22 protein-coding genes are annotated in these 22,107 nt (G+C 68.5%); 19 read left to right on the top strand and 3 right to left on the bottom strand.

Translation table 11 applies throughout. The features are described from left to right. Positions 1 to 63 precede the first annotated feature (63 nt). The 8 genes from AC07U0_RS08520 to trxA all read left to right on the top strand — a co-directional run bounded on the left by AC07U0_RS08520 (position 64) and on the right by trxA (position 10,739). Entirely contained in the window at positions 64 to 471 is a 408-nt protein-coding gene (locus AC07U0_RS08520; RefSeq protein WP_494719594.1) for a type II toxin-antitoxin system VapC family toxin, read from the top strand. A gap of 38 nt (positions 472 to 509) precedes the next feature. Continuing rightward, on the top strand, positions 510 to 1,364 hold the full coding sequence (locus tag AC07U0_RS08515) for a GNAT family N-acetyltransferase (protein ID WP_494719593.1): 855 nt from the start codon (positions 510 to 512) through the stop codon (positions 1,362 to 1,364). Then, positions 1,361 to 1,846: a tRNA (adenosine(37)-N6)-threonylcarbamoyltransferase complex ATPase subunit type 1 TsaE gene (gene tsaE / locus AC07U0_RS08510; RefSeq protein WP_494719592.1), complete on the top strand. Its 486-nt coding sequence runs from the start codon at positions 1,361 to 1,363 to the stop codon at positions 1,844 to 1,846. The genes AC07U0_RS08515 and tsaE overlap by 4 nt, the downstream gene beginning before the upstream one ends. Continuing rightward, the gene (gene amgK / locus AC07U0_RS08505; protein ID WP_494719591.1) at positions 1,833 to 2,930 is read left to right on the top strand and encodes an N-acetylmuramate/N-acetylglucosamine kinase AmgK; all 1,098 of its coding nucleotides are present in this window, start codon (positions 1,833 to 1,835) and stop codon (positions 2,928 to 2,930) included. Before tsaE ends, amgK begins: the two co-directional genes overlap by 14 nt. Then, positions 2,927 to 3,682, top strand: a complete 756-nt coding sequence (locus AC07U0_RS08500; RefSeq protein ID WP_494719590.1) for a nucleotidyltransferase family protein — start codon at positions 2,927 to 2,929, stop codon at positions 3,680 to 3,682. Before amgK ends, AC07U0_RS08500 begins: the two co-directional genes overlap by 4 nt. After that, positions 3,679 to 6,777 carry a double-strand break repair protein AddB gene (addB, locus tag AC07U0_RS08495; RefSeq protein WP_494719589.1) on the top strand — a complete coding sequence of 1,033 codons (3,099 nt, stop codon included), beginning with the start codon at positions 3,679 to 3,681 and terminating at the stop codon, positions 6,775 to 6,777. The genes AC07U0_RS08500 and addB overlap by 4 nt, the downstream gene beginning before the upstream one ends. Continuing rightward, on the top strand, positions 6,774 to 10,280 hold the full coding sequence (gene addA, locus AC07U0_RS08490; RefSeq protein WP_494719588.1) for a double-strand break repair helicase AddA: 3,507 nt from the start codon (positions 6,774 to 6,776) through the stop codon (positions 10,278 to 10,280). The genes addB and addA overlap by 4 nt, the downstream gene beginning before the upstream one ends. Before the next feature lie 117 nt (positions 10,281 to 10,397). Continuing rightward, positions 10,398 to 10,739, top strand: a complete 342-nt coding sequence (trxA, locus tag AC07U0_RS08485) for a thioredoxin (protein ID WP_207870453.1) — start codon at positions 10,398 to 10,400, stop codon at positions 10,737 to 10,739. Positions 10,740 to 10,798: 59 nt separating this feature from the next. On the opposite strand, the gene AC07U0_RS08480 is transcribed toward trxA, so the two are convergent. Both AC07U0_RS08480 and AC07U0_RS08475 read right to left on the bottom strand, forming a co-directional pair. Further along, on the bottom strand, positions 10,799 to 12,088 hold the full coding sequence (locus tag AC07U0_RS08480) for a bifunctional folylpolyglutamate synthase/dihydrofolate synthase (RefSeq protein ID WP_494719587.1): 1,290 nt from the start codon (positions 12,086 to 12,088) through the stop codon (positions 10,799 to 10,801). Positions 12,089 to 12,140: 52 nt separating this feature from the next. Further along, on the bottom strand, positions 12,141 to 12,308 hold the full coding sequence (locus tag AC07U0_RS08475) for a hypothetical protein (RefSeq protein WP_494719586.1): 168 nt from the start codon (positions 12,306 to 12,308) through the stop codon (positions 12,141 to 12,143). A gap of 315 nt (positions 12,309 to 12,623) precedes the next feature. Between AC07U0_RS08475 and AC07U0_RS08470 the strand changes: the two genes are divergently transcribed. The 5 genes from AC07U0_RS08470 (at position 12,624) to AC07U0_RS08450 (ending at position 17,073) form a co-directional block, all read left to right on the top strand. After that, the gene (locus tag AC07U0_RS08470) at positions 12,624 to 13,307 is read left to right on the top strand and encodes a sugar transferase (protein WP_494719585.1); all 684 of its coding nucleotides are present in this window, start codon (positions 12,624 to 12,626) and stop codon (positions 13,305 to 13,307) included. Between the two features lie 126 nt (positions 13,308 to 13,433). Then, positions 13,434 to 14,288, top strand: coding sequence for an oxidoreductase (locus AC07U0_RS08465; protein WP_494719584.1), 855 nt, complete (start codon positions 13,434 to 13,436; stop codon positions 14,286 to 14,288). Between the two features lie 113 nt (positions 14,289 to 14,401). Then, positions 14,402 to 14,827, top strand: coding sequence for a DUF3597 domain-containing protein (locus AC07U0_RS08460; RefSeq protein ID WP_494719583.1), 426 nt, complete (start codon positions 14,402 to 14,404; stop codon positions 14,825 to 14,827). A gap of 78 nt (positions 14,828 to 14,905) precedes the next feature. Beyond that, a complete protein-coding gene (locus tag AC07U0_RS08455) occupies positions 14,906 to 15,175 on the top strand; it encodes a hypothetical protein (protein ID WP_492948626.1) in 270 nt (89 codons plus the stop codon). 47 nt (positions 15,176 to 15,222) lie between these two features. Then, positions 15,223 to 17,073 (top strand): DNA polymerase III subunit gamma/tau, encoded by a 1,851-nt coding sequence (locus AC07U0_RS08450; protein WP_494719582.1) that lies wholly within the window; start codon positions 15,223 to 15,225, stop codon positions 17,071 to 17,073. Between the two features lie 66 nt (positions 17,074 to 17,139). On the opposite strand, the gene AC07U0_RS08445 is transcribed toward AC07U0_RS08450, so the two are convergent. Further along, positions 17,140 to 17,751, bottom strand: a complete 612-nt coding sequence (locus tag AC07U0_RS08445) for a malonic semialdehyde reductase (RefSeq protein ID WP_494719581.1) — start codon at positions 17,749 to 17,751, stop codon at positions 17,140 to 17,142. 183 nt (positions 17,752 to 17,934) lie between these two features. Between AC07U0_RS08445 and AC07U0_RS08440 the strand changes: the two genes are divergently transcribed. From AC07U0_RS08440 to AC07U0_RS08415, 6 genes are all read left to right on the top strand, one after another. After that, complete coding sequence (locus tag AC07U0_RS08440) at positions 17,935 to 18,264, top strand: YbaB/EbfC family nucleoid-associated protein (RefSeq protein ID WP_494719580.1); 330 nt, start codon at positions 17,935 to 17,937, stop codon at positions 18,262 to 18,264. Continuing rightward, complete coding sequence (recR, locus tag AC07U0_RS08435) at positions 18,265 to 18,897, top strand: recombination mediator RecR (protein ID WP_494719579.1); 633 nt, start codon at positions 18,265 to 18,267, stop codon at positions 18,895 to 18,897. A gap of 50 nt (positions 18,898 to 18,947) precedes the next feature. Continuing rightward, on the top strand, positions 18,948 to 20,177 hold the full coding sequence (locus AC07U0_RS08430; protein ID WP_494719578.1) for a DNA recombination protein RmuC: 1,230 nt from the start codon (positions 18,948 to 18,950) through the stop codon (positions 20,175 to 20,177). Positions 20,178 to 20,255: 78 nt separating this feature from the next. Next, positions 20,256 to 20,723, top strand: a complete 468-nt coding sequence (locus AC07U0_RS08425) for a hypothetical protein (protein WP_494719577.1) — start codon at positions 20,256 to 20,258, stop codon at positions 20,721 to 20,723. A gap of 1 nt (position 20,724) precedes the next feature. Further along, complete coding sequence (locus tag AC07U0_RS08420) at positions 20,725 to 20,913, top strand: helix-turn-helix transcriptional regulator (RefSeq protein WP_492034916.1); 189 nt, start codon at positions 20,725 to 20,727, stop codon at positions 20,911 to 20,913. A 4-nt stretch (positions 20,914 to 20,917) separates the two neighbouring features. After that, entirely contained in the window at positions 20,918 to 21,892 is a 975-nt protein-coding gene (locus AC07U0_RS08415) for a TraB/GumN family protein (RefSeq protein WP_494719576.1), read from the top strand. The last annotated feature ends 215 nt before the right edge of the window (positions 21,893 to 22,107 follow it).

The raw sequence follows: 22,107 nt of genomic DNA, 5'->3' as shown, positions 1-22,107 counted from the left end.
TCGCGTAGGTCTGTGCGCGTGTAACCATCGCACGTCGAGAGCGCCGGATTGGATACAGCGGGCATGAGATATCTAGTGGATACCTGCGCCCTGATCTGGTGGTTTAACGATAGCCCGCGACTCTCAAAAAAGGCTGCCAGCGCTCTCAACGCGAAGGGAAGTCATCTCTCAATCAGTCCGATTTCGGCATACGAAATGGCGCTGAAATTCGGCATGGGAAAACTAGATTGCGCCGAGAACTTACTCGAGGGTCTCGATTATGCTCTGCGAGGAAGTGACATGGTGGAGCGCTTGGCCCCCCTGTTTGAGGTTCCAATTATTACGGCGGATACTCGTCACGCCGCCGAGATAAAAAGTAAGCATCGGGATCCCTTTGATCGGATCATTGCCGCCCAGGCCATTCGGAACCAACTCACCATCATAACGTCCGACCACTTCTTCAAAGAGATAGGCGTCCCGGTGCTCTGGTAGCTTGCTCCCGCGCCCCGATCCGGCGACAACCGGCGCGCATGGATTCCTCCGTTCCCGCTACAGCTGACTCCCATATCTGCGATGTGCTGATCGCCGAGCGCGCGCCGCGTCTGACGCGGTCCTGGGCTTGGCCGATCGTGCGTCCGGCCCTCTACAAGCTTCTGAACTACAAGGCCGCGCGGCGGATGGCCGAGGGGGTCAAGGGACTCTCGGGCCAGGGCGCGTTCGACTATATGTCCGACCTGCTGGACCTGAAGGTCTCGACCCTGAACCTGGAGCGGATTCCGGCGAACGGGCGCTGCATCATCGTTTGCAATCACCCCACCGGCATCGCCGACGGGGTCGCCGTCTATGATGCGATCAAACAGCGCCGGTCCGACGCCATCTTCTTCGCCAACGCCGACGCCCTGCGCGTCTCGCCCCGGCTGGGCGAGATCGTCATTCCGGTCGAATGGGTGGTCGAGAAGCGGACCCGCGAGAAGACCCGCGCCACTCTCGACGCTGCGAAACAGGCCTTCGAAGGCGAGCGCTGCGTGGTCATGTTCCCGGCAGGCCGTCTGGCCCGTGTCGGCAAGGACGGCTCGGTGACCGATCCGGAGTGGGCCGCGACGGCCGCGTCCATGGCGCGCAAATACGGGGCGCCGGTGATTCCGATCCATGTGGCGGGCCCGACCTCGACCCTGTTCCACCTGTTCGACAAGGTCTCGCAGGAGCTGCGCGACATCACCCTGTTCCACGAGCTGCTCAACAAGCGCAAGAAGGCCTTCCAGCTGAAGGTCGGCCTGCCGATCCCGCCGACCCGGCTCGACATCGATGCGACGAAGGCGACCTACGCCCTGAAGGCCTTCACCGAACGGGTCCTGCCCAGCCAGCCGGACGCGGAGTTCGCGTGAGCGCTTCCCATACGATCAGCCTCGCCGACGCCGAGGCCACGGCGGCGCTCGGCGCCCGTATCGCGCCCCTGCTGCAGCCGGGCGACGCCGTCCTGCTGTACGGGCCGCTCGGCATGGGCAAGTCGACCCTGGCGCGCGGCCTGATCCGCGCCCTGACCGGACCGCACGAGGACGTGCCGTCGCCGACCTTCACCCTGGTCCAGTTCTATGAGACCACGCCGCCGGTGGCCCATTTCGACCTCTACCGCCTGACCCGCGCGGATGAGGCCTTCGAGATCGGTCTGGACGAGGCGCTCGACGACGGGGTCGCCATCGTCGAATGGCCAGAACGGCTGGGCGAGGACGTCAGCTGGCTGATCGGCGACAACCGCCTGTGCATCACCCTTTCTGAAGAGGGCGACGATCCCGAAACCGCCGGTCGTCTTGCGACCGTTCTTGCCGCAGGATCGTGGGAAACGAGAATCGACCATGTCTTCGCCTGACCGTGAGCTTCAGCGTCTCGACTTCCTCAAGGCCGCCGGCCTTGGGGACGCCGCGCGTGCCCCCCTGCCGGGCGACGCCTCGACGCGGCGCTATGAGCGGCTGACCGCGACGGACGGGAGCTCCCTGATGCTGATGGACCAGGTCGCAGCGGCCGAGAGCCCGCCCTGCGATCCGGCGTGGACACCCGAGGAGCGCAAGGCGCGCGGCTGGAACGCCGTCGCCCGCCTGTCCGCCGGTCGGGTCGAGGCCTTCGCGGCGGTGGCCGACCATCTGCGCGGTCTGGGCCTGTCGGCGCCCGCCATGCCGGCGCTCGATGCGCCCGAGGGGCTGGCTGTGCTGGAGGATTTCGGCGACGCCCTGTTCGCCCGGGTCATCGAGGCCGGCGAGGACGAGACGCCGCTCTATCTGGCCGCCATCGAGGCTCTGGCCCGTCTGCACGAGGCTGGAAATCCGCCCGAGGTGCTGTCGGGCCCTGGCGGCGACTGGCCGCTGCTGACCTATGACGCCACCGCGCTTCAGGGCGGGGCCGACCTGTTCGTCGAATGGCTGCCGAAGCTGGATCCGGCCCTGTCGTTCGACGAGACGGCCCTCAAGGAATGGGCCGAGGCCTGGGCGCCGATCACGGCGGCGGGGGAGGCGGGCGCCTCCGTCATGGCCCACCGCGACTATCACGCCGAAAACCTTATCTGGCTGCCGGAACGCGACGGCGCCGCCCGGGTCGGGATGATCGACTTCCAGGATGCGGTCCGAGCCCACCCCTCGTGGGATCTGCATTCCCTGCTTCAGGACGCGCGGCGCGACGTCTCACCGGCGCTGGAGACGCTCGCGCTCGACCGCTATTTCGCCCTGCGGCCCGGGCTGGATCGGGTCGAGTTCATGAAGGCCTATGCCGGTCTGGCGGCCCTGAACGAGGCGCGCATTCTCGGCATCTTCGCCCGGCTGATCGTGCGCGATCACAAGCCGAAATACGCCGCCTTCATGCCGCGCATGTGGGCCCATCTGAACGCCAATCTGAAACAGCCCGGTCTGGAGACGGTCGCGGCCTGGTTCGATAAATACGTCCCGACGGAGAGCCGCAAATGAGCGTCGTTCCGAAGACCGCCATGGTGCTGGCCGCCGGACTCGGCACCCGGATGCGGCCCCTGACCGACGACCGGCCCAAGGCCTTGGTCGAGGTCGGCGGCAAGGCCCTGATCGACCATACGCTGGCGCGTCTGGCCGAGGCGGGGGTGGAGCGGGCCGTGGTCAACGCCCACGCCTTCGCCGATCGGCTGATCGCCCATCTGGGCGGCTATCATGGCCCGCTGGAGATCGTCATCTCCGACGAACGCCAGCATGCCCTGCCGCTGGAGACCGGCGGCGGGATCAAGGCGGCGGCGGCGCATCTGGGCGAGGCGCCCATTCTCGTGGCCAATATCGACAGTGTCTGGATCGAGGATCAGGAACCGCCGGCCAGGGCGATCCGCGACCTCTGCGCCGGCTTCGATCCCGAGCGGATGAGCTGCCGGCTCCTGCTGGCGCATATGGCGCGCACGACCGGCTTCGACGGCGCCGGCGATTTCATGCAGACGGACGACGGCAGGCTGACCGCACGGCGCACGGCTGGCGCGGCCAGCGCCCCGCTCAACTATATGGGCGTCCACATCGTCGATCCGCGTCCGATCTTTGCGTATCCGGAGACCGAGTTCGGCCTGTTCCCGGCAGGCGGCGGCCTGTGGGGCGGCTGGGAGGCGGAGGGACGGCTGTACGGCCTCGTCATGGAGGGCGACTGGATGCATGTCGGCGATCCCGAGGCCCGCGACGTCGCCGAGGCGCGCCTTTCGCGGGACCGATGACAGGTCGGTTCGATCCGTTCGCTGGAAGGGGCCCACGCTGGCTGACCATCCCGGCCCATCGACCCTTTCTTGAGGATCTGGCGGCCGGGGTGCTGGACTGGCTGGGCGACGCCCCGCCCGAGACCCTCAGCGACGCCGTCATCCTGTTGCCCAACCGGCGCGCGGCCCGGGCCTTCGGCGCGGCCCTGTCCCGGCTCAGCGGCGACAAGCCGATCCTGCTGCCGCAGGTCCGGCCACTTGGTGATCTGGAGGAGGACGAGCCTCCCTTCGCGCCCGGTGAGATCGGTCTCGACCTGCCGCCTGCCATGGCCCCCCTGACGCGCCGGTTCGAGATGGCGCGGATGATCGCCGAGGACCTGAAGGACGAGTTCGAGGACACCCTGACGCCGCTGCGGGCGCTGGAGCTGGCCGACGCCTTCGCCGGCTTCCTCGATTCCTGCCAGATCGAGGAGATCGCGGACCTGTCGGCGATCGGCGGGCTGGTTCAGGCTGATCTGGCCGAGCACTGGCAGGTGTCGGCGAAGTTTCTGGGTCTGGCGGTTCAGGCCTGGCCCGACCGGCTGGCGCGGCTCGGGCTGATGGACCCGGCCGAACGGCGCGCGAAACTGCTACGGCTTCTGGCCCGGCGCTGGGACGAGGCTCCGCCGACCGGGCCGGTCATCGCCGCCGGTTCGACCGGCTCTGCCCCGGCCGCCGCCGCGGTGCTGAAGGCGGTGGCGAAGGCGCCGAAGGGCTGTGTGGTCATTCCCGGCCTCGACATGGACCTCGACCCTGCCGTCTGGGCGACGCTCGGCGATGAGGAACAGCATCCGCAGAACGCGCTGTGGCGGCTGCTCGATTTCGCGGAGGTGGAGCGCGAAGCCGTCCGTCCGTGGTTCCAGCCGCCGACGCCCGCGCCCGTGCAGGCGCGCGGTCTGGCACGGGCGCGGCTGGTCAACGAGGCCCTGCGCCCGGCCCGCGCGACCAGCGACTGGCGCGACGAAATCCGGCGCATCCGCGAGGCCGCGGCGCCGGTGCAGGGCGCCGATCCCATCGCCTTGGGGCTGGAAAACCTCGGCGTCATGACCCTGCGCGCCGAGGAGGATGCGGCGGCGACCCTCGCCCTGATGATGCGCGAGACGCTGGAGGTTCCCGGCAAGACCTGCGCCCTCGTCACCCCCGACCTCGATCTGGGCCGTCGGGTTGCGGCGCGGCTGGAGCGGTGGGGAATCGTCCCGGACTCCTCATCCGGCGCACCCTTGTCGCGGATGCCTGCCGGCGTCCTGATCGACCTCGCCGCCCGCTGGATCGCCGATCCGCTTAAGCCCCAGACCCTCCTCGCCCTGCTCAAACATCCGCTGGTCCGGATCGAGATGGAGGAGGCGGCGAGCGCCGTCCGCGCCTTCGAGAAATACGCCCTGCGCGGTCCGCGCAGCCGCCGCTGGACCGATCTGCAGCGCAATCTGCAACGCGCCGCCGAGCCGCGCGAAGGGCAGGCGCCGCCGTCGGAACATCGGCTCAAGCGGCTGGGGCAGGCGCGCGAACTTTGCGACCGGCTTGAGGCCTTATCGGCCGAGGCCGTCGCCGCCTTCGCGCCCGCCGCCTCGCTGGAGGCCGCCGCCGTCGCCCTGACGCGACTGGTCGAGGCCCTGGCCGGTCAGAACGCCTGGGCGGGTCCCGACGGCGAGAGCGCGGCCTCGGTCCTGTCCGGTTTGATCGAAGGCGGGGCGGCGCTGGGCGCGGTCCGGCCCACCGAACTGGCCGAACTGATCCAGAGCCTGCTGGCCGACGCTACGGTCCGGACCGGGGGCGCGACCCATCCGTCCCTCCGCATCCTCGGCGCCATCGAGGCGCGGCTGGTGCGGGCCGACCGGATGATCCTCGCCGGGCTGGAGGAGGGCGTCTGGCCGGGACCCGCGCCGACCGATCCCTTCCTGTCGCGGCCGATGCGGAAAGCCCTGGGCCTGCCGCCGCCTGAGCGGCGTCTGGGTCAGACGGCGCAGGACTTCGTCCAGGCCGCCTGCGCCGATGAGGCCGTTCTGGTCCACGTCGACCGGCGCGGCGGCCAGCCGGCGGTCAAGTCGCGCTGGCTGTGGCGGCTGGAGATGCTGACGCGGGGCGCCAATAGCGATGCCACGCCTGTGGTGCTGGAACGGCCCGTGGCCGCCGCCGGGATCGCGCGGGCGCTGGACGCTCCCCCGCCCGGTCCCGCCCGCTACGCCCGCCGTCCCGCCCCGACGCCGCCCGTCGATCGCCGCCCGCGCGAGATGCCGGTGACCGGCGTCGAACGCTGGGTCCGCGACCCTTATGCCGTCTATGCCCAACGCATCCTCGGCCTGAGGAAGCTCGACCGGCCGGGCGCCGACGCCGAGGCCATGGCGCGCGGCAACGCCATCCATGCCGCCATCGAGCGTATCGTCGTGACCTGGCCCGAGGCCCTGCCGTCGGACTGCGCCGTTCAGATCGAAAGCTTCATCCGCGAGGCCATGATCGAGGCCGGGTTCGAGGACCACGCCATGGCCCGCGAGGCGCCGCTGGCGCGGAACTGCGCCCTCTGGCTGGCCGACTGGGAACGCGAGCGACGCGCGCGCGGCGCGACACTGCTGATCGAACAGTCGGGGCGGGTCAGCTTCCCCGCGCCCGGCGGCGACTTCGTCCTGACCGCCCGCGCCGACCGGATCGAGCTGGATGCGACGGGCGCCGCCGTCATCGACTTCAAGACCGGCGGCACGCCCAGCGTGAAACAGGTAGCCCAGGGCTATTCGCCCCAGCTGACCCTGACCGCCGCCATCCTGGCCGGCGGCGGTTTCGCCGAGGCCCCGCCGACGGAGGCGACCGAGTTGCTCTATGTCCGGGTCACGGGCCGCAAGGTTCCGGGCGTGGTGGTCGAGGCCTCGAAGACCTCGAAGAACCAGCCTCTGGAGGCCGCGGCCCTCGCCGACGAAGCGTTCGAAAAACTGAAGGAATGGGTCGCTCATTTCGATGAGGAGACGACGCCCTACGCCTCCTGGCTGGCGCCCCAGTTCATGGGGACCTTCGGCGGCAACTACGACCATCTGGCCCGCGTCTGGGAATGGCACGTGGTTGGCGGCGAGGAAGGGGAGGCGTCGGAATGACGGATCTGCTCCAGGAAGCCCGCGCCCATCAGGTCACGGCCGCCGATCCCGACCTGTCGGTTTTCGTCACCGCCAACGCCGGCTCGGGCAAGACCACCACCCTGGTTGACCGGGTGGCGCGGCTGCTGTTGCGTCAGGTCGAGCCGGGCGAGATTCTGTGCGTCACCTACACCAAGGCCGCCGCCGCCGAGATGCAGGCGCGGCTGTTCGAGAAGCTCGGCGCCTGGGCCGTCGCCGACGATCGCCGGCTGAGTGAGGAGCTGGCCAAGCTGGACGGCCGCGATCCGGCGGCCCTGACGGGCGCCAACCTGTCCGATGCGCGCCGCCTGTTCGCCCGTGCGCTGGAGACGCCGGGCGGACTGAAGATCCAGACCATCCACGCCTTCTGCGAAAAGCTGCTCAAACGCTTCCCGCTCGAGGCCGGGGTCTCGCCCGGCTTCCGAGTGCTGGAGAATGAGGCGGCCATCGCCCTGTCGCACGAGGCGCGCGAGGATCTGGCGCGCGAGGCGCTCAAGGACCCCGAAGGCCGTCTGGGCCAGGCCTATGCCCATTTCGCGGTCGAACTGGACTGGGGCTCCTTCCACGACCTGCTGGGCAAGATCGAGGCCGAGCGTGGGGCCCTGACCGACTATGTGGCGCGCTGGCTGGCGGGCGCAGCGCCCGGGCCGCACGCCCTGACCGGCGCCGATCCGGAACGGACGCCCGACGACATCGAAGGCGATTTCCTCGACTGGATCGACGGTTCGGAGTGGGAGCGGGTCGCAGACGGCATGGCCACGGGCTCGGCCAACGACCAGAAGGTGGCGGCCGCGATGGACGCCGTCTCTCCGGCCAACTGGTCGGTCGCGGCCATGGCGCCCGTCTTCCTGACCACGGCGGGCGAGCCGCGAAAGAGCATGGGCACGAAGTCGGCGCCGCCCTGGGCCGTCGAGTTCCTGGTCGATCTGCAGCTCAAATATCTGTCTGTGCGCGATAGCCTCCGCGCCGCCCGGGTGGCGGACGACACGGTCAGGGCCCTGACCCTGGCCCAGGCCCATGCGGCCCTCTACGAGATCGCCAAGCGACGGCGCGGCGCGCTCGACTTCTCCGATCTGGTGGTGAAGACGGTCGAGCTCCTGACGAAGAAGGCCAATGCCGCCTGGGTGCTGTTCAAGCTGGACGGCGGCATCGAACACGTCCTGATCGACGAGGCCCAGGACACGGCGCCCGACCAGTGGGACATCTTCAAGGCCCTGACCGAGGAGTTCTTCGTCGGCGCCGGGGCCGACCGTCGCGGGGCCGTCCCGGAGAACGCTCCCGCACGCAGCGTCTTCGTCGTCGGCGACCAGAAGCAGTCGATCTATTCCTTCCAGGGTGCCCGGCCCGAGCGGCTGCTGATCGAGGCCCAGGCCTATGAGCGCCAGATCCGCGACGCGGGCGGCCAGTTCCGGCAGGTCCCGCTGGAAACCTCCTTCCGCTCGACAGAGGATGTGCTGGCCTTCGTGGATGCGGCTTTCGTCGGACCCGAGCGGACCCGGGCGTTGGCGGGCGAGACCGGCGACATCACCGTCCACAGCGCCGCCCGTGTCGGGCAGCGCGGCGCGGTCGACCTCTGGCCCCTGTTCGAGGATCCGGCGGCCGAGGATCGCCCCGCCTGGAACGCCCCGGTCGACAAGGAGGGCAGCTTCAGCGGTCGCAAACGTCTGGCGCAAGCGTTGGCGCGTGAGGTGAAGCGTCAGGTTGAGACCGGCGCCGCCGTCCATGATCGCGGCGCGACGTTGAGGCCGGCGAAGTACGGCGATTTCCTCGTCCTCGTCCGCCGCCGCGATGCGACCTTCGAGGAGATCATCAGGGCGCTCAAGACCGAGGGCGTGCCTGTGGCGGGCGCCGACCGGCTGAAGCTGTCCAGCCATATCGTCTTCGACGACCTGATCGCCCTGGCCCGGTTCGCCCTCTATCCGGAGGATGATCTGTCGCTGGCCGAAATCCTGCGCAGCCCCTTGTGTGACGTGACCGATTTCGGCGACGCTCACAGCCTCTATCCGCTGGCGGAGGCCCGAGGGCGGGAAGGACGCGGGCTGTGGAGCGAGCTGAAGCGGCGGGCGCATGAGCATCCGCAGTGGACGCGGGCGCGCGACCTCCTGCAGGCGGCGTTCGACGACCGGGATCGCGACCCCTTCGCCTTCTTCTCCGGTGTGCTCAACCGCATCGACGAGACGGGTCAGTCGGGCCGCGCCCGCATTCTGGCCCGGCTGGGGCGCGAGGCCGAGGAGGCGATCGACGAGACCCTGGCCCAGGTCCTGAACGCCGAACAGCGCGGCGGGACGGATCTGGAGACCTGCCTGTCCCTGCTCGAGGCGGCGGACGTCGAGGTCAAGCGCGAGATGGAAGGGGCGAGGAACGAGGTCCGCGTCATGACCGTCCACGGCGCCAAGGGGCTGGAGGCGCCGGTAGTCATCCTGCCGGACACCACCTCCCGATCCAAGCCGCAGGGGCCGACCCTGATGCCGGCCCTGTTCGACCAGAACCGGCCTGAACTCGGCGAAGGCTGGCTGATGTGTCCGGGCCGGGCGGGCGACGACTGCGAGGCCTCGGCCCGGGCGCGGCAGGCGCGCATCGACCGCACCGACGCCGAGGCCCTGCGCCTGCTCTATGTCGCCCTGACCCGGGCGCGCGACCGGCTGATCGTCATGGGCCGCGCTTTGAAGCGGCCGGACGTCGGCTATGAGGACAAGAGCTGGTGGAGCGTGATCGCCGAGACGGTCCAGAGGCTGGGCGAGACGCAAGCTGGCTCGGTGCGGGATATCGGTGACGGCGTCCTGCGCTACGGCGTGGACCCGGAGACGGTTCCGCTGACGGCGACCGAACAGGCTGTGACCGCCGTGGTCCCCGACTGGGCGCGAACCGCACCCCCGCCCGAGCCCGGCGCCCGGCTGGCGGCGCCGTCCAAGATGGACGAGGTCCTGCGCATCCCCGCGCCCTCGCCTCTGGCGGAGACGGGCGGCCTCGGCCGGTTCCGGCGCGGCGACCTGATCCACAGGCTGCTGGAGCGTCTGCCAGAGATCGCGCCCGCCGACCGCCCCGACGCCGCCGTGCGGATGCTGGCGCGCGAGCGGGGCGTGGATGACGCGCAGCGGGCCGAGATGATCGCCGCCGCCTTCGGGGTTCTGGACGATGCCCGCTTCGCACCGGTCTTCGGCCCCGGCTCGCGGGCCGAGGTCGCCCTGACCGGATCCGCGCCGGGTCTGAACGGCGTCTCCATCTCGGGCCGGATCGACCGGCTGGTGATCACGCCCGAGCGGGTGCTGGTCGTCGACTACAAGTCCAACCGCCCGGCCCCCGACGCCATCGAGAGCGCCGACCCGGCCTATGTGCTGCAGCTGGCGGTCTATGCGGCTGTGCTGAAGCGGCTCTATCCGGAACGCGCGGTCGAGGCGGCTCTCGTCTGGACCGATGGGCCGAAGCTGATGCCGGTCCCCGCAGAGATGATGGAGGCAGCGCTGGCGGGCGCGAACCCCCGTTGAACTCTGCGGGAATCACCCCACATCTGCACCAACGGTCACTCCCGACCACCACATCAACCCCGCGCTCAAGCAGCGAGCGACCGCGTCGCAAGCGATAGCGCCCCAAGGAGCCATGCAATGGCGACGGTAAAAGTCACCGACGAAAGCTTCGACGCCGACGTCCTGAAATCCTCGACCCCTGTCCTCGTGGACTTCTGGGCGGAGTGGTGCGGCCCCTGCAAACAGATCGGCCCGGCTCTGGAACAGATCGCCGACGAGCTGAACGGTCAGGTGACCATCGCCAAGGTCAACATCGACGACAGCCCGATGACCCCGTCCAAGCTGGGCGTGAAGGGCATCCCGACCCTGATGCTGTTCCGCGACGGCCAGCTGTCCTCGCTGAAGGTCGGCGCCATGCCCAAGGGCAAGATCGTCGAATGGCTAGCCGAAAGCGGCATCAAGGCCTCGACCGCCGCCTGATTTCTGACGGCTGATTGATTTCGAGCGCCCGGCGGTCATGCGACCGCCGGGCGTTTTCGTTATTTCGGCCAGGTTTCCGGCGCGGCGCCCAGAACCTCTCCGGCCAGATACAGCGAGCCGCAGATCACGATACGGCCGGCGCCGAGTCTCAGCGCCCGGTCCAGCGCCGCCGCGACGGAGGGTGCGGCCTGTGCGCCCAGTCCGTGGCCACGCGAGACGGCGGCCAGGGCCTCGGGATCCGCCGCCGCGCCGTCGAAGGCGACGGTGAAGACGTGGGCGCCGGAATCCTTCAGGGCCTCGAAGAAGCCGGCGGAATCCTTGTTGGCCAGCATGCCGACGATCAGGGCGAGCGGCATCGGCGCCTTGGCTTCGCGCAGGGCGATCGCGGCGGCCAGAGCTCGCGCGGCATGGGGGTTGTGCCCGCCGTCCAGCCACAGCTCGGCGCCCGCCGCCCGGGCCTTCTCGCCATAGGGGCCGGTGGTGAGCCGCTGCATGCGTGCGGGCCAGACGGCCGTGCGCAGGCCCTCGGCGATGGCGGCTTCCGGAAGGTCGAGTTCGAGGGCGGCGGCCACGGCCAGCCCCGCGTTGTCGATTTGATGCCCCCCGACGAGGGTCGGGGCGGGCAGGTCGAGGAACCGCTCCTGATCCTGATAGACCATGCCGCCGCGCTCGCCCCAGGCGTCGAAATCCACCCCCATGACGGTCAGGGGAGAGGGCTGTCCGTTCACGGACGATCCCGCCACGGCCTCGATCACCGCCATGGCCTCTTCCGACTGGCGGGCGACGATCCCGCGCGCGCCGGCCTTGAGGATACCGGCCTTCTCGGCGGCGATGCCGGTGAGCGATGTCCCAAGGAACTCGGCGTGATCCATGTCGACCGGGGTGATCACGCTCAGCAGCGGGCGTTCGATGACATTGGTGGCGTCCAGGGTCCCGCCCAGACCGACCTCGATGACGGCCAGGTCCGCCGGGGTCTCGGACATGGCCACAAAGGCTGCGGCCGTGGTGCTCTCGAACACGGTCGCCTCGACGCCGCGGACGGCCTCGATGCGGTCGAGAATGGGATTGAGCTGGGCGTCCTCGATCAGCTGTCCAGCCAGCCGGATGCGTTCGTTGAAGCGGACCAGGTGAGGGGAGGTGTAGGCGTGGACCCGGAGGCCCGCCGCCTCGGCCATGGCGCGGATGAAGGCGACGGTCGAACCCTTGCCGTTGGTGCCGGCGACATGGACGACGGGGGGCAGGCGCAGCTGGGGATTGCCGAGGACCGCGCAAAGGGTCCGCATCCGGTCCAGCGAGAGATCGATCTTCTGCGGGTGGCGCAGGCGCAGGCGTTCGGAAATCGGGTCCATGGCCTACCCTAGCGCAATCACGCCCGGGTCGCCCACGGCTGAAGGCGAGGATTTAGCCCAGGATGAGCTTGAAAACGCCGACCCAGACGGCGACCGAGCCGAGCGCGGCCGCGCCAAAGGCGATCAGGGGCGAAGTCAGGGCGATGCGCGGACGGCGCTTCGCGGCGACCGCCGGAGCGGCCTCGAACCCGACATGCAGTTTTTCGGCGGATGCCCGCATCAGACAGAACTCCCAACACAGGGTCATCCTGGGGTCACGACATTGAGATATTCGTAAAGGGCGTGGTTAAGCCCGCCATGCTTCACATTAAGGTTTTGAGCCCATCCGGAACTGTTTCACGCGGCATTCCAAAAATGGGACAGCAAGGCTGAAAATTCCTGTTTTTTCAGAGGCTTTGCTGTGCGAGAACTGTGCTCCAATTGTAACATACCCTCGTTCTTTTCGTTGCTCGCGGGATTCGTCTTGCACTGCACCATCGGGCGCGGCTTAACATGTCGGTAACTGGTTTTGGCGCGTGAGGGGTTAGAGAGGGGCATGTTCGACACCGTGTCGTCCGATCTGCGTCCCACCTCCCGTTCGGCCGCTTCGGCGCCGGGCGCTGCCCCCGTCATCACTGCCCGCCGCCGTCTGTCGATGATGCTCAAGCGCCTGTTCGACGTCTTCTGCGCCCTTACGGCCCTGATCGTCCTGGCCCCGGCCCTGCTCGCCATCGCTGCCGCCGTCGCCCTGGAGTCGCCGGGTCCGATCCTGTTCCGCCAGCGCCGCACCGGCCAGGGCGGCAAGGTGTTCCGGATCATGAAGTTCCGCACCATGACGGTGACCGAGGACGGCGACGTCATCAGACACGCCAGCCGGAACGACAAGCGCGTCACCCGCATCGGCGGCTTCCTGCGTGAAACCAGCCTCGATGAGCTGCCGCAGCTGTTCAACATCGTCACCGGCGACATGTCGGTGGTCGGGCCGCGTCCGCACGCCCTGGCCCACGACGCCCACTACGGCGCCCTCCTGCCGCGCTACGCCGACCGTTTCGCGGTGCGCCCCGGCCTGACCGGCTTCGCCCAGGTCCAGGGCCTGCGCGGCGAGATCCACGATCTGGACTGTATGGCGCGCCGCATCGACGCCGACTGCCAGTACGCCGCCAGCTGGTCCTTCCGCAGCGACCTGATGCTGATCGTCCGCACCGTCCCCATGCTGGTGAAGCGCGTCAACGCCTACTGAGGCGCTTCGCCGGACGGTTCCGGCGATGATTTCGCGACCCCGATTTTTTCCGCTCCGGGCTCTACAGCCAAGTTGAACGTTGCTGGCCGCCTTCCCAATTGAACGTCTCCTTCCCGGAGACCTCCCATGACCGATAACGCTTCCCCCGTCTGGTTCATCACCGGCTGTTCGACCGGCTTCGGCCGCGAACTGGCCGTCGCCCTGATCGACAAGGGTTATCGGGTGGTCGCCACGGCCCGCAATCCTGACGATCTGACCGATCTGGTTACGGCGGGCGGTGACAATGTTCTGGCCCTGAAGCTGGATGTCACCGACGCCGGTCAGGCCGAGGCGGCGGTCAAGGCGGCTTCAGCCCGGTTCGGCCGTATCGACGTCCTCGTGAACAACGCCGGCATCGGTTATTTCGCCGCCATCGAGGAGGCGGAGGAGGCCGAGGTCCGCCGCATGTTCGAGATTAACGTCTGGGGCCTGATCCGCATGACCCAGCTGGTCCTGCCGGGCATGCGGGCCCAGCGTTCCGGCACGGTGGTCAACATCTCCTCCATGGGCGGCCTGCGCGGCTTCCCGGCGGTCGGCCACTACAACGGCACCAAATTCGCGGTCGAAGGCCTGTCGGAAGCCCTGTCGGCCGAAGTCGCGCCTCTGGGGATCAAGGTCCTGATCGTCGAGCCCTCGGGCTTCCGCACCGACTGGGCCGGCCGTTCGGCCAATGAGTCCAGCATCACCATCGACGACTACGCCGAGACCGCCGGCGCCCGCCGCGCCGCCATTCGCGGCTATTCCGGCAGCCAGCCGGGCGATCCCAAGCGCGCCGTCGCCGCCATCATCCAGGCGGTCGAGGCCGACAACCCGCCGCTGCGCCTGCTGCTGGGCAAGACGGCGCTGGCCATGGGGCGCCAGAAGATTCAGCTGATGAAGACCGACTTCGACGCCTGGGCCGAGGTCACCGAGGGCGCCGACTTCCCCGAAGGCGAGGGCTGAGCCCCGACCCGGCGCCCCGACCTGGGCCCCGGGCAAGACCTGACGCCGGGAACCCGTCGCTGTCCCGTTCGCTCCTGTCGCTCAACGTCACACGCGGACGGCAGGAGCGGACCATGAGCATTCTCGGCAAGATTCTCGGCGGCATCTTCCACAAGAAGGATGCGCCCTCCACCGCCGCGCCGGTCCCGGGCCAGGTCGCGCCACCGACACCCGCCCCATCGGCCATTCCGCCGATCGACGCCTCCGTCGCCAGCGCGCCCCAACCCGCGGCGACCCCCGGGCCGGTCGATGTGGCCGGCATCCTCGACTTCAAGAACAGCGTGCGCGACGAAAAGCTGAACTGGCGCACCTCGATCGTGGATCTGATGAAGCTGCTGGGGCTGGAAAGCTCGCTGGCCGAGCGCAAGGAGCTGGCCGATGAGCTGGGCTACACCGGCGACAAGTCGGATTCTGCCAGCATGAACATCTGGCTGCACAAACAGGTGATCCAGAAGATCGTCGACAACGGCGGGCAGCTGCCGCGCGATCTGACCCCGTAAGGTCCGAAAGCGTACGGTTCCGGGAACGGGAATGCGCTCCGTGGGGTTGCAATGGGCTGACCCCAAGGAGGCCCGTGCATGAACGCCGCCGACACCGCCGCCAAGGCGGAAGCCACCGACCATCTGCTCAAGGCCGTGATCGCGCTCCTGACGGTGCGAGATCCGGAGTTCCTGAACCATCTCAACCAGATCTTCGCCCTGGCCGACATTCACGACAGCAAGATCAGCCGTATGAGGCCCGAAGCCTGGGCCGAGGTGCGGCGAGAGATCCAGATTGTCCACGCCTTCGTGCAGGGCGAGGACGAGACGATCGGCGCCGCCCAGTCCGAGATCAAAATCGCGCATTGACCCCCGCTCGTGTTCGCGATCCGTGCCGATCGCGGTAAGACGGTCGCATGAGCGATGTGGACGTTGATTCCGGCGAGCCCCCCTGGGAGGAAGACCTTCCCGAGCGGGACGAAAACACCGACGACATGTTCGGTGCGCCGGCGCCTGCGCCCGCCGCCGCGCCGGCTCCCCTTCCGCCGCCCGTCCCGGTCAGCACCCCTGCGCCCGTCGAGGGCGAGGGTGAGGCCTATACGGTTCTGGCCCGCAAATACCGGCCGCGCACCTTCGAGGACCTGATTGGCCAGGAGGCCATGGTCCGGACCCTGACCAACGCCTTCGCCACGGGCCGGATCGCCCACGCCTTCATGCTCACCGGCGTTCGCGGGGTCGGCAAGACCACGACCGCCCGCCTGCTGGCCCGGGCCCTGAACAACCAGACCGAGGTCATCGACCGCCCGTCGCTGGAACTCAGCGCGAATGGCGTCCACGACGCCGCTATCATGGCCGGCCAGCATATGGACGTCATGGAGATGGATGCGGCGTCCCATACGGGCGTCAACGACATCCGCGATATCCTCGAGAGCGTCCGCTACGGCCCGGTCGAGGCCCGGTACAAGGTCTATGTGCTCGACGAAGTGCACATGCTGTCCAACCAGGCCTTCAACGCCCTGCTGAAGACGCTGGAAGAGCCGCCGCCGCACGCCAAATTCATCTTCGCCACCACCGAGATCCGCAAGGTGCCGGTGACCATCCTCAGCCGCTGCCAGCGCTTCGACCTGCGCCGCGTCGAGCCCGAGGTTCTGGTCGAGCACCTGTCGCGCATCGCCGGCAAGGAGGGGATGAAGGTCGAGGACGACGCCCTGGCCCTGATCGCCCGCGCCGCCGAGGGCTCGGTCCGCGACGGTCTGTCGCTGCTGGATCAGGCTCTGGTCCAGGGCGAGCGCGGCGAGACGGTCAAGACCGAGATCGTGCGCGACATGCTGGGTCTGGCCGATCGGTCCCAGACCATCGCCCTGTTTGAACAGATCATGGGCGGCCGCACGCCCGAGGCGCTGGAGACCTTCCGGACGCTGTACGGCTACGGCGCTGACCCCATTCAGGTGACCAACGACCTGCTGGAGCACTGCCACGCCGCCTCGGTGGCCAAGATGCTGGGTCCGAACGCAACCCGCCTACCGGCCGATCAGGCCAAGACCCTGGCGGCCATGGGCGCCGCCATCTCGGCCGGGACCCTGTCGCGCACCTGGCAGATGCTGCTCAAGGGGCTGGAGGAGGTGCGCCGCGCGCCGAGCCCGGCCGATGCGGTCGAGATGATCATCGTGCGTCTGGCCTATGCCGCCGATCTTCCGGCGCCCGAGGATGCGCTCAAGAAGCTGCAGAACGGCGAGCCGCTCACTCCCGGATCGGGGGGCGGCGCCGGTGGCGGTCCGTCGCGCGGCGGCGGCGGAGGCGGCGGGGCTTCGGCCGCGCTGGCGCCTCGCCCGGCGGCTCAGCCCGCCATGCCGGACCCCCAGACTTTCGAGGCCACCGTCGAGCTGATCGGCCAGAGGCGCGAGATCGGGCTTCAGCTGGACGTGCAGCGCTACGTCAAGCCTGTGTCGTTCAAGCCCGGCGCCATTGTCTATGAAAGCGTCGAGGGCGCGCCGCTGGACCTGGCCCGGCGTCTGGCCTCGCGTCTGCGCGAATGGACCGGCCGCACCTGGCTGATCGCCGCCAATGGTCAGGGCGGCGGCGAGACCCTGATCGAGCAGGAGAAGCGCGGTCGCGCCCAACTGCGCGCCGAGGTCGAGGCCGACCCGTTCGTCACCTCGATCATGGCCGCCTTCCCGGGCACGGTCATCGCCAGCATCGTCGAGGCCCCCAAGGTCGCCTTGCCCTCGATCCCGGACGAAGCCGGCGACGAGGACGACGACGACTGAACCCCAAACGACAAGGGCGGCGAGGCCAAAGCCCCGCCGCCCTGAAGCGTCAGCGTTGCGGCACGATCAGATGATCTTCGCGGCCGTGTCGAAGTCGAGGCGCGGCGAGCGCGGGAACAGGTTCTCGTCAGTGCCGTAGCCCAGGTTGATAACGAAGGACGGGACCCAGCTGCTGTCGGCCAGGAACTCGGCCTTCACGCCGGCGGCGTCGAAGCCGATCATCGGGCCGACGTCGAGGCCGAGCGCCCGCGCCGCGATCATGAAATAGCCGGCCTGCAGCGAGCTGTTGAGCACGCCCGGTCCCTTGCGGGCCTCGGTGTCGCCGAACCAGTCCTTTGCGCCAGGATTGTGCGGGAACAGCAGAGGCATGTGTTCGTGGAAGTCGTTGTCGAAGGCGACCACGACATTGACGGGCGCCGACAGGGTCTTGGGACGGTTGGCTTCCGACATGAAGGGCGCCAGGCGCGCCTTGGCCTCGGGCGAGGTGATGAACAGGAAGCGGGCCGGGGTGCTGTTGGCCGCCGTCGGGCCGTACTTGGTCAGCTCATAGAGTTTCTGCAGCTGCTCGGTCGAGACCGGGCGGTCGCTGAAGGCGTTGCGCGTGCGGGCTTCGGTGAACAGCTGGGCGAGCGCGGTCTCATCGAGCGCGGCGTCGCGGGTGGAGGCGTCATAGGCCATTGGAAGGCGTCCTGATTTAAACAGCAACAATCGTGGTTGCAAAATAGGCGTCCTTGACCGCACTGCAAGCAAGGATTTGGCAATTCTGGGTTTCGCTGGGCGAACGCCGCCGATTTGGCAAGAGCGGCGCCTCAGGTTTCTCCCCCTCTGTCGCCAAGGGCGGCTTCGTCCTATCTAGGGGCCATGAAAGACCTCAACGCCCTGATGCAACAGGCCCAGCAAATGCAGCAGAAGCTGCAGGACGCCCAGGCCAAAATGACTGAAACCACCTCCGAAGGGACGTCCGGCGGCGGCCTCGTCACCATCGCCCTGAAAGGCCCCGGCGAGATCACCTCGGTGAAGATCGACGACAGCCTGCTGGTTCCCGGCGAGGGCGAGATCCTTGCCGACCTGATCGTCGCTGCCCACGCCGACGCCAAGCGCAAGCTGGATGAGATCAACGGCGAACTGATGCGTCAGGCCGCCGGACCCCTGGCCGGAATGAACATCCCCGGCATGCCGAAGCTGTTCTGATTGGCCGCCTCCGCCGGACCCGAGATCGAACGCCTGATCGCCCTGCTGGCCAAGCTGCCGGGGCTGGGCCCGCGCTCGGCTCGGCGCGCGGCGCTCCAATTGCTCAAGCGGCGCGAACAGCTGCTGCTGCCGCTCGCCGCCGCCATGGCCGAGACGGCGGAAAAGGTCGTGTCCTGCTCGGTCTGCGGCACGCCGGATACGCGTGATCCCTGCTCGATCTGCTCGGACCCCAATCGCGACAACGGCCTGATCTGTGTGGTTGAGGAGGCCGGCGCCCTGTGGGCCATGGAGCGGTCGGGAGCCTTCCGCGGCAAATACCATGTGCTGGGCGGCCTTCTGTCGGCGCTCGACGGGATTGGGCCTGACGCCCTGCGCGTCGCCGAACTGGTCGGCCGGGCGAAGGCGGGCAACGAGACCGGCTCTGCGACCGGGGAGGGCGGTGTCCGTGAAGTCGTTCTGGCCCTGCCCGCCACGGTCGACGGCCAGACCACGGCCCACTATCTCGCCGAACGGCTGACCGGCAGCGGGGTGGAGGTGACCTCTCTGGCGCGCGGCGTCCCGGTCGGCGGCGACCTCGACTGGCTCGACGACGGCACCATCGTCCAGGCGCTTCGGGCGCGACGGCCGGCCTAGGTTTGTCTCGGGTTCTTTTCGCCGGCCCCGACTCCGTCTAGGAACGGAGCATGAACATGCTGATCCCGATCCTTGCCTTGCTCGCCCTTGCTCTGGGCGCTGCGTTTCTGTGGGCCTTCATGGGCTGGCAGAAGGCGAAGGCGGCGCTGGATACGGCCGAGAACCGCATCGAGCTGATCGAAGAGAGCCGCGTCACCCTGGCCGATCTGATGAAGGCCCAGGCGGCCCAGTCGGCCCAGGCGGTGGCCGACCAGATGGTCACCCGCGCCACCGAGACCTTCCAGGCCCAGGACCGGTTCGCCCGCGAGCGGATTGAGGCGCAGTTGAAGCCGGTTTCGGAACAGCTGACCAAGTTCGAGGAGCATGTGACCGCTCTGGAGAAGACCCGGAACGAAGAGACCGGCGGGCTGAAGGAACAGCTGTCGCTGCTGATGACCGCCTCCACCGCCACCCGCGACGAAGCGCGGCGTCTGACCGAGGCCCTGCGCGGCAATACCGGCCGGCGCGGCCGCTGGGGCGAACAGACCTGCCGCAATGTGCTGGAGGCCGCCGGCATGGCGGGCCGGTTCGACTTCACGGAACAGACGTCCGAGATGAATGACGAAGGCCGTCAGTCGCGCCCGGACTTCATCGTCAAACTGCCCGGCGGCGGCATGTTCGTCATCGACGCCAAGGTGTCGCTGGCCTTCGCCGACGCCTCGGATGGCGACGAGGAGGCCCAGGCTCGCGCCGCCTCACTGCGCACCGCAACCAGCATGAAGACCCACGTGCGCCAGCTGTCGTCCAAGGCCTATCAGGACCAGTTCAAGCCCAGCCCGGACTTCGTGGCCATGTTCGTGCCCGGCGACGCTTTCCTCTCGGCCGCGCTGGATCATGAGCCGGACCTGATGACCCAGGCGATGGAATCGCGCGTGGTCATCGTCACCCCCACCACCCTGTTCGCCCTGTGCAAGGCCGTGGCCTATGGCTGGCGCGCCGAGGAGCAGTCGCGCAACGCCGACGAGGTCGCCCGTCTGGGCAAGGAGCTCTACAAGCGGCTCTCGGCCATGGGCGGTCACGCCGCTTCGGTCGGCAAGGCGCTGGACGCAGCGGTCGGCCGCTACAACCAGTTCGTCGGTTCGCTTGAAAGCCAGGTCATGGTTCAGGCCCGCCGCTTCGAGGACCTGCAGGTCGACCATGAAGGCAAGGATCTGCCCGAGCTGACCGCCATCGACCAGTCGCCGCGCAGCATCAGCCGCCCCGAGCTGATCGCCTCCGACGAGGACCGCAAGCTGATCTGATCAGTCGGTGACAAGGTCGCTTGACTTCATTTGGCGGCCTTGTAAAAGACCCTTGTCACAAAGACCGGGATGCTTTCCATGGCCAGCGTCAAGCGCACGCTCATTCTTCAGTCCGTCATCGGCGCCGTGGCGCTGCTGATCACGGTCTTTATCGCCGCCGTCGTGGTCGGTTTTCTGGACGCCAAAGGGGCGGGCATAGGCGCGAATCCGGCCACGTTCTGGATCATGGCCATCTTTGCGGTAGCCGCGATGTTGGGCGGTTTCGTCGTCGGGGCCCGTTGGATGCAGTCCATCGATGAAGCAGCGCGCGAAGCGCACAAATCCGCCTGGTACTGGGGCGGGTCCGCCGGCATGTCTGTGGGCGGGGTGGTGGTGATCCTGGCCTGTCTGGAGCAGGCGGCGACGGTCTCGATCCCGTCCTTCCTGCCCGGCCGCACCGACCCGGCCGCCTATGCCGCCACGGGCGCCTTCGCCATGCTGCTGATCATGCTGGCGGGCTATGCCGTTGTCTGGGCCTGGTGGTGGCTGTCGCGGTCGCGGGGCTGAGATGAACAATCGCCTCAAGGTCCTGCGCGCCGAGCGAAACTGGAGCCAGGCCGATCTGGCCGAGCACCTCGGTGTCTCGCGCCAGACTGTCAATGCGCTGGAGACCGGTCGCTACGACCCCTCCCTGCCGCTCGCCTTCAAGATCGCACGGGTCTTCGACCAGCCTATCGAATCCATCTTTTCGGAGTGAGACCATGACCCTTCGCCACCCGCCGAAGACCGTTCCCGTCGCTCGACTGGCGAAGCTGGCTGCCGGAACCGCCCTCGGCCTGGCCCTCGTGGCCGCCCTGCTGGCGCCCTTTGCCGGCCGCGCCCATGCTGAGATCGCCGCGGCGCCCGTCGCCGTCGCCGCCGAGCCCGCGGCCGATGCCGGTCCCGCTCTCTGGGTCGTCAAGGACGCGGATTCGACCATCTATCTGTTCGGCACCGTCCATGTGCTGCGTCCGAACACCCAATGGGAATCGCCGAAGGTGACGGCGGCCTTCGACAGCGCCTCGGACATCTGGTTCGAGATTTCCAATCCCGATGACGTCGCAGCCATCGTACCCCTGATCCAGCAATACGGCGTCTCGCCCGCCACCCCCCTGTCCAGCCTGCTGACCCCCGAGGAGATGACTCAACTGGACGCGGCGGCCCGGGTCCTGGGCGTCACGGGCCCCCAGATGGATATCTTCCGACCTTGGTACGCCGGCCTGACCCTGTCGCTCGCACCGCTCAAGAAAGCCGGCTACGACCCGGCTTCAGGCGTCGAACTCACGCTCAAGACCCGGGCCGAGGCGGCAGGCAAACCCATCCACGGCTTCGAGACCATCGAGAAGCAGGTGCTGATCCTCGCCAACCTGCCGCAGGACATCCAGCTGGAGTTCCTGCGCTCGACCCTCAAGGACTATGACGATGCGACCACCGAGCTGGATGCCATGGTCGAGGCCTGGGCGTCGGGCGATGTGGCGGCGCTGGACCGGGTCACCAATCAGGACATGAAGGCCGAGGCGCCGGATATCTACAAGGCGTTGCTGACCGACCGGAACGCGGGCTTCGCCAACCAGATCCAGACCCTGCTGGCGGGTTCGGGCACGGCTTTCGTGGCGGTGGGGGCGGCCCATCTGGCGGGTGACGACAGCGTCCAGAGCATGCTGGAAGCGCGCGGCGTCGAGGTCGAACGGGAGTAGGGCGGGCCAGAAGGCGCCCGGCTCAGAACCAGATGTCGAACCGGTGCAGGATGGCGTTGGCGACCGCGAAGATGAAAAGCCAGCCGACGATGGACACCGGCATGGCGAACACCATCCCTCTCGCCGCGCGACCGTCCATGCTGTTCGCCTCCCCTTGCCGGTGGGTCCCGGTGCGCCGGTTGGTTCCGACCTTCAAAGGCATAGCTTGGCCGTGG

It is taken from the genome of Brevundimonas sp. GW821-FHT02A10 (assembly GCF_059422025.1).
Note: the sequence above shows the minus strand (reverse complement) of the source record. Positions and strands in the feature narration are given on the sequence as shown.

Bases quoted from the DNA above. Each gene is read 5' to 3' on its own strand.
- AC07U0_RS08455 (WP_492948626.1), top strand. From the start codon at position 14,906: ATGAACGCCGCCGACACCGCCGCCAAGGCGGAAGCCACCGACCATCTG.
- AC07U0_RS08440 (WP_494719580.1), top strand. From the start codon at position 17,935: ATGAAAGACCTCAACGCCCTGATGCAACAGGCCCAGCAAATGCAGCAG.
- AC07U0_RS08420 (WP_492034916.1), top strand. From the start codon at position 20,725: ATGAACAATCGCCTCAAGGTCCTGCGCGCCGAGCGAAACTGGAGCCAG.
- AC07U0_RS08500 (WP_494719590.1), top strand. From the start codon at position 2,927: ATGAGCGTCGTTCCGAAGACCGCCATGGTGCTGGCCGCCGGACTCGGC.
- AC07U0_RS08480 (WP_494719587.1), bottom strand. From the start codon at position 12,088: ATGGACCCGATTTCCGAACGCCTGCGCCTGCGCCACCCGCAGAAGATC.
- AC07U0_RS08430 (WP_494719578.1), top strand. From the start codon at position 18,948: ATGAACATGCTGATCCCGATCCTTGCCTTGCTCGCCCTTGCTCTGGGC.
- AC07U0_RS08515 (WP_494719593.1), top strand. From the start codon at position 510: ATGGATTCCTCCGTTCCCGCTACAGCTGACTCCCATATCTGCGATGTG.
- AC07U0_RS08465 (WP_494719584.1), top strand. From the start codon at position 13,434: ATGACCGATAACGCTTCCCCCGTCTGGTTCATCACCGGCTGTTCGACC.
- AC07U0_RS08470 (WP_494719585.1), top strand. From the start codon at position 12,624: ATGTTCGACACCGTGTCGTCCGATCTGCGTCCCACCTCCCGTTCGGCC.
- AC07U0_RS08520 (WP_494719594.1), top strand. From the start codon at position 64: ATGAGATATCTAGTGGATACCTGCGCCCTGATCTGGTGGTTTAACGAT.
- addA (WP_494719588.1), top strand. From the start codon at position 6,774: ATGACGGATCTGCTCCAGGAAGCCCGCGCCCATCAGGTCACGGCCGCC.
- trxA (WP_207870453.1), top strand. From the start codon at position 10,398: ATGGCGACGGTAAAAGTCACCGACGAAAGCTTCGACGCCGACGTCCTG.
- AC07U0_RS08425 (WP_494719577.1), top strand. From the start codon at position 20,256: ATGGCCAGCGTCAAGCGCACGCTCATTCTTCAGTCCGTCATCGGCGCC.
- AC07U0_RS08415 (WP_494719576.1), top strand. From the start codon at position 20,918: ATGACCCTTCGCCACCCGCCGAAGACCGTTCCCGTCGCTCGACTGGCG.
- amgK (WP_494719591.1), top strand. From the start codon at position 1,833: ATGTCTTCGCCTGACCGTGAGCTTCAGCGTCTCGACTTCCTCAAGGCC.
- AC07U0_RS08445 (WP_494719581.1), bottom strand. From the start codon at position 17,751: ATGGCCTATGACGCCTCCACCCGCGACGCCGCGCTCGATGAGACCGCG.
- AC07U0_RS08450 (WP_494719582.1), top strand. From the start codon at position 15,223: ATGAGCGATGTGGACGTTGATTCCGGCGAGCCCCCCTGGGAGGAAGAC.
- addB (WP_494719589.1), top strand. From the start codon at position 3,679: ATGACAGGTCGGTTCGATCCGTTCGCTGGAAGGGGCCCACGCTGGCTG.
- AC07U0_RS08475 (WP_494719586.1), bottom strand. From the start codon at position 12,308: ATGCGGGCATCCGCCGAAAAACTGCATGTCGGGTTCGAGGCCGCTCCG.
- AC07U0_RS08460 (WP_494719583.1), top strand. From the start codon at position 14,402: ATGAGCATTCTCGGCAAGATTCTCGGCGGCATCTTCCACAAGAAGGAT.